The following is a 4,634-nucleotide window of genomic DNA, read 5'->3' on the forward strand; positions in this document are numbered from 1 at the left end:
GTATACATGGTTGACTGAGCAGGTGTGCGGAGGTCTTTGTAAGTGGCTTCTTTTAAGCTTAACAGCTGTTCTCCTAATGGTGAAATTAGCTCTTGCATTAATGAGGTTTTATTAAAGCGTTTTTTGAGGCAATATTTTGCTGTTTTATATTTTGAAGTATTTCATCGTCGAAACCATTTTTTGCTAGTATGGAAATGATAAAGTCAGTTTTTCCATCAATATAACTATCAATATCAAAAGGATACTTTTTGGCCAGCTCCGTTTTTAATGTCCCGTATTCTATTACTATTTCTGGATGTGAACGAAGATAGTCCCTAAAGCGGATATGGTTTTTTAAACCCATGCTATCCTGCGTGCAAACGTATAAGTGGTGTCTAAGCCACTGTTTTCCTGAACCGTCAGCAGGGCTTAAATCCGACATTCTTTCAAAAGCATCTCTTCCAACAATACCCATTTCTCCCAGGTAGTTATATCCAAGTTCTTTTAATATCCGGATAATCTCTTTAAAATTGCTTTTATCTTTAATGACGAGATCTAAATCAATAATTGGTTTCGCTGCAAGTCCGGGTACAGAGGTACTACCAACATGTTCAATTCCAATAATGTAATCCTTTAGGTACTTATTAAATATAGTGCTCAGTTCCTGAAAAACTGATGCCCAGTTGTTGGAGTAGGGTACAACTATAACTTCTTTACTTGTCATGATATCGTCTCTAAAATTATTAATATTTTCTGTATCGAACAACTGATAACGCTCTTGCAAAAGGAACATCGTCAAGGCAATCTCTAAGAAGTATGATATTAATAAGATAAAACTTAAAAATTATCTTTTTTATATTTACGCCCTGCTATTACTAAAAATCGATAAAGATAAAATTAGTCGCAATAATTTATGAAACAGAATGGAACTGCCTTAAATACAACGGATAATAACCTTTCTTTAACCGAGCTGGAAGATTTATTAGGCGAACAACATATTGGTACTTCTTATGATACTCCGTTAAGAGCAGACGCTTTTGAGCTGGCGGACCATGAAAAAATTAAGATTATTACAGGGCATTTTCGGGAAATTATGGAAACGCTTGGACTTGATCTTACAGACGACAGTCTTAACGGAACACCAGGACGCGTAGCAAAAATGTTTGTAAAAGAAATATTTAGCGGGCTTAATCCGGCAAATAAACCGCAGATTAAATTATTTGATAATAAGTATCAGTATAACCAAATGCTGGTTGAGAAAAATATAACCCTTTATTCTAATTGTGAGCATCATTTTGTGCCCATTATTGGTAAAGCACATATCGCTTATATCTCTTCAGGAAAGGTTATTGGATTATCGAAGTTAAACAGGATTGTTCAATATTATTCCCAAAGGCCGCAGGTACAGGAACGTTTAACTATCCAAATAGCTAATGAATTAAAAACAATTCTGGAAACTGATGATGTTGGGGTAGTTATTGATGCAGCTCATTTATGTGTATCGTCAAGAGGCATAAAGGATGTAAACAGCAGCACCGTAACCGCTGAATATTCAGGTGCATTTCTAGATAAGGTAACAAAAGAAGAATTTTTGCAATACATCCGTCCTATGTAATGTGTTAATTCTATATGATTAGAGGTGAAGAATTACCCAACCTTAAGTTTTGACTTCAATAATAAAAGATAAATATATCTTTTATTATTGAATCTTATGTTTTACATTTGTAGTGCAGATGGGAATTTTTTCAAAAACATGTGAATATGCAATGCGTTCAGTTTTCTTTATTGCGCACCGGACAGCTTCAGGCAGCAGGGTAGGGATAAAGGAAATAGCATCAGGTATTGAATCTCCTGAGCATTTTCTGGCTAAGATTTTACAAGATCTTAGCAGAAAAGGAATTGTGCAATCTGTTAAGGGGCCAAATGGAGGTTTTTATATGGATGCATCTACACTTAAAAGGCCTCTATCTGACGTTGTTGAGGCTATTGATGGAAATAGCCTGTTCACCGGATGTGGTTTAGGATTAGAATATTGTTCTGAAAGCAATCCTTGTCCTTTACATCATGAGTTTAAGGCCATTCGGAACAAAATACAACAAATGCTGCAAGACACATCAATAGCTGATTTTAATGACGATTTGAATCTTGGGATTACTAAATTAAAAAAATAAAAAATTTAACTAAATAAAGGATAAAAAGGTATTAATATATTTTTATATGACTAGTGAACAAAAACAATGGATTAGCGCAACAGTTCCTGTACTAAAAGAGAACGGTGTATTATTAACAAAACATTTTTATAACAGGATGTTTACCCATAATCCTGAACTCAAGAACCTGTTTAATATGGGGAATCAGCAAAGTGGTAAACAGCAGACTGCTTTGGCAATGGCGGTTTTGGCTTATGCAGACAATATAGCCAACCCTGGAGTATTAATGCCAGTGGTGGACAGGATAGGGCACAAGCATGTTAGTTTAGACATCAGACCAGAGCAATATCAAATTGTAGGTCGTCATTTAATTGCATCAATTCAAGAGGTTTTAGGAAATGTAGCAACACCCGAAATAGTAGATGCATGGACAGTGGCTTACCAACAATTGGCAAACCTAATGTCTGGTCATGAGGCAAAACTATATGAGCAAAAAACTGCTCAGCAGTATGGATGGACAGGATGGCGTCCGTTTACGGTGGGTAAAATAAACGTAGAATCAACAGAAATTACTTCATTTTACCTTTTTCCGTCCGATGGTGGAAAAGTGGCCGCCCATGTACCTGGTCAGTATATCAGTGTTAAAGTGTTTTTACCAGAAATGAAATTATATCAGGCACGCCAGTACAGTATTTCAAGCACTCCAGCACAAGATTATTACCGAATTTCGGTAAAGGCCGAAAAAGGAGCGGGCTTGGATACAAATGGTCTTATCAGTAACTATTTTCATGACGTTATCAAAGAAGGAAATATTGTAGATGTTACTGCACCTGCCGGCGACTTTAAACTTGCAAAGGATTTAGCTGCCCCTGTAGTGTTAATTAGCGGCGGCGTTGGGCTAACGCCAATGATCAGTATGTTGCAGAATCTTGTGGAACAAAAATTCACTTATCCTATTACCTGGTTGCATGGCTGTAGGAACCGTTCAGTACATGCCTTCAAAGATCAGCTTGATCAAATTGTTAATGCAAATGATTCTATTGAGCAACATGTTTTTTATGATGTGCCAACAGCGCGGGATAAACAGGAGGGAGTGATGGAAGGATTTCTTGATATAAATAAAATAGCATCGTTACCCCAATATCCTGGTACTATGTATTATGTTTGTGGGCCAGCTCCATTTATTCGTAAACAATATCAGGATTTGATTTCCTGCGGAATTAAAAAAGAGTCGATCTTGTTCGAAGAATTTGGTCCTGCTTTACTTCAGTTAAATTAGCTTCATTTAGCAAATTATGGCTTATTGTTCGGTTGTCTTATCACAAGTAAAACTTTTTATATGAAAGCAGACATTAGTAATTTCGAAGATATCGTACTATTTGTAGATGGTTTCTACAGCAAAGTTAATCAAGATGAATTGATTGGGCCTATTTTCGACGCGGTGATTACAGATTGGAATCCGCATTTGGCAAAAATGTATGACTTCTGGAATGCAGTACTTTTTGGAGTTGCTGGATTTAAAGGAAACCCTTTTGCCAGGCATGCGCCTCTGCCACTTCAAAAAAATCATTTTGAACGATGGTTACTGCTATTCGAACAAACCATAGATGAACATTTTTCGGGTGAATTGGCTGATGAAACCAAGAAAAAAGCGGGAATGATGGCCGAGATGTTTTTAAGCAAACTCTCCCATATGAAAGATGGTTCGGATAGGGTAATTGTATAATAAAAGGGTGATTGCAAATGTAAAAGTTGCAATCACCTTATTACGAAGAAAGCTTATTTTAATGCTTTAAAATCAAATTCAATGTTTTTAAATGCCGAATTTGTAGGCTTAGCTACAAAAAGCCCTTTAACATACTTCTCAATTTTTTCTGTATTACTTAAAGACTGATATTGAAGCCAATCAGAAAGAGGACCTCCTAAATATCCAAATTCCGTTACAGGTATTTCAAATTTTTCTCTTAATTCAGCCGCATTTTTTTCGTTGTTATTTAAAACAGCGTTTAAATACGCCTTTAAATAAGAAATAAGTTTATTAGGATCTTGATAAGTAGTTATTTGAAATTTAGACTGCATCCCAAAACCGATTCTTGATAAATAAGCTCCGGATTGTTTTATCTCATCTATTTTTAAATCTGAATAAATTTTAAAATTCTCTTGCTTTGGCTCATTTAAGACCAGATAATAATAAACTGCTTTGACAACTAAGGTAATCTCAGTTTTATTTAGATCAGCCAATTCTTTTGTGGCATGTATCTGATAGCTAATTTTAGGAGTGAACATATAATTACTGCTTTTTAGCATTTCACTATAAGATTCTCTATAGCTACTTAATACAGCGTTATCTAACTTATACCTTTCTACAGTTTTAGCATTTACATCAGTTAACGAATATTCACTATTAACCAGGCCGACGTTATTAAGTGGATTAAACTGTTTATCTCTTACACTCATTGTATCTGTTAAGAAGCCTAAAAATGCAATGTCTGGTTGGTCATACAT

Annotated in this window: 6 protein-coding genes; 4 read left to right on the forward strand and 2 right to left on the reverse strand. The window is 35.4% G+C overall.

Annotation, left to right across the window (positions count from 1 at the left end):
* Positions 1–97: 97 nt before the first annotated feature.
* On the reverse strand, positions 98–703 hold the full coding sequence (locus AC1DG9_RS23710) for a GrpB family protein (RefSeq protein WP_288879508.1): 606 nt from the start codon (positions 701–703) through the stop codon (positions 98–100).
* Positions 704–892: 189 nt separating this feature from the next.
* Here AC1DG9_RS23710 and folE point away from each other — a divergent pair, with 189 nt between their 5' ends.
* The 4 genes from folE to AC1DG9_RS23730 all read left to right on the forward strand — a co-directional run bounded on the left by folE (position 893) and on the right by AC1DG9_RS23730 (position 3,855).
* Positions 893–1,594: a GTP cyclohydrolase I FolE gene (gene folE, locus AC1DG9_RS23715; RefSeq protein ID WP_337714822.1), complete on the forward strand. Its 702-nt coding sequence runs from the start codon at positions 893–895 to the stop codon at positions 1,592–1,594.
* Between the two features lie 118 nt (positions 1,595–1,712).
* Positions 1,713–2,150 carry an RrF2 family transcriptional regulator gene (locus tag AC1DG9_RS23720; RefSeq protein WP_288879505.1) on the forward strand — a complete coding sequence of 146 codons (438 nt, stop codon included), beginning with the start codon at positions 1,713–1,715 and terminating at the stop codon, positions 2,148–2,150.
* 46 nt (positions 2,151–2,196) lie between these two features.
* Positions 2,197–3,408: an NO-inducible flavohemoprotein gene (gene hmpA, locus AC1DG9_RS23725; RefSeq protein WP_288879504.1), complete on the forward strand. Its 1,212-nt coding sequence runs from the start codon at positions 2,197–2,199 to the stop codon at positions 3,406–3,408.
* Between the two features lie 60 nt (positions 3,409–3,468).
* A complete protein-coding gene (locus tag AC1DG9_RS23730) occupies positions 3,469–3,855 on the forward strand; it encodes a group III truncated hemoglobin (RefSeq protein WP_288879503.1) in 387 nt (128 codons plus the stop codon).
* Positions 3,856–3,908: 53 nt separating this feature from the next.
* Here the strand turns inward: AC1DG9_RS23730 and AC1DG9_RS23735 are convergent.
* Positions 3,909–4,634 (reverse strand): hypothetical protein (locus AC1DG9_RS23735; RefSeq protein ID WP_477635359.1); only part of this gene is annotated, 726 nt, incomplete at its 5' end.

The organism is Pedobacter sp. 05L430, assembly GCF_056397585.1.